Genomic DNA, 532 nt, shown 5'->3' with positions numbered 1-532 from the left:
GATAGCCCACCGCATACACACAGGTAAAGCCCGCAACTGCATACACACCGGTGGCTAACGCGGTGGTGGCAATCAACGGCACAAAACCCAGCCCGCGCATAAATTCTGCCAGTGCCGCCTGGTTGATTAGTGTTTGCGATTGTTCCGGCGTTACGCCTGCGGAGTACGCTTTCTCCAGTGTGAAGATCGACACTTCACTACCGGCGAAAATCTTCATGCTGGCAACGGCAGCAATCAATGCACCCACGATGGCGATATACGGTAAGTTTTTGATAATCCGTGATGTACGCTCTTCAAACACCGACATACCGCTGGCATCGATCTCATTTTCATCACGATGGCGCAGGTCATGAGTTATTGCGATCCCCAGCAGCATCACCATGCCAATAAAGATTTCGATGGATTCAGGGTTAAGATGTGGGAAATAGCGCACTACCACCACACGAGTCATCAGTACCACCACGGCGGCGATCAGACTTTGCTTCCAGCCAAACTGGTAGAAAATCGCCACCCACGGGAACAGTGCAAAAGC

The 532-nt window shown here is 51.9% G+C and carries 1 protein-coding gene; it reads right to left on the bottom strand.

The window, feature by feature from the left end; all coding sequences use genetic code 11:
• A partial coding sequence (locus ACLO87_RS17005) for a YhfT family protein (RefSeq protein ID WP_430224372.1) occupies positions 1 to 532 on the bottom strand: 532 nt, incomplete at both ends.

Source organism: Paenalcaligenes sp. Me52, from assembly GCF_050487965.1.
In the GTDB taxonomy this organism is placed as follows: Bacteria; Pseudomonadota; Gammaproteobacteria; order Burkholderiales; family Burkholderiaceae_B; genus Paenalcaligenes.
The sequence above is the reverse complement of the archived record's forward strand: the minus strand, read 5'-3'. Positions and strand labels throughout refer to the sequence as shown.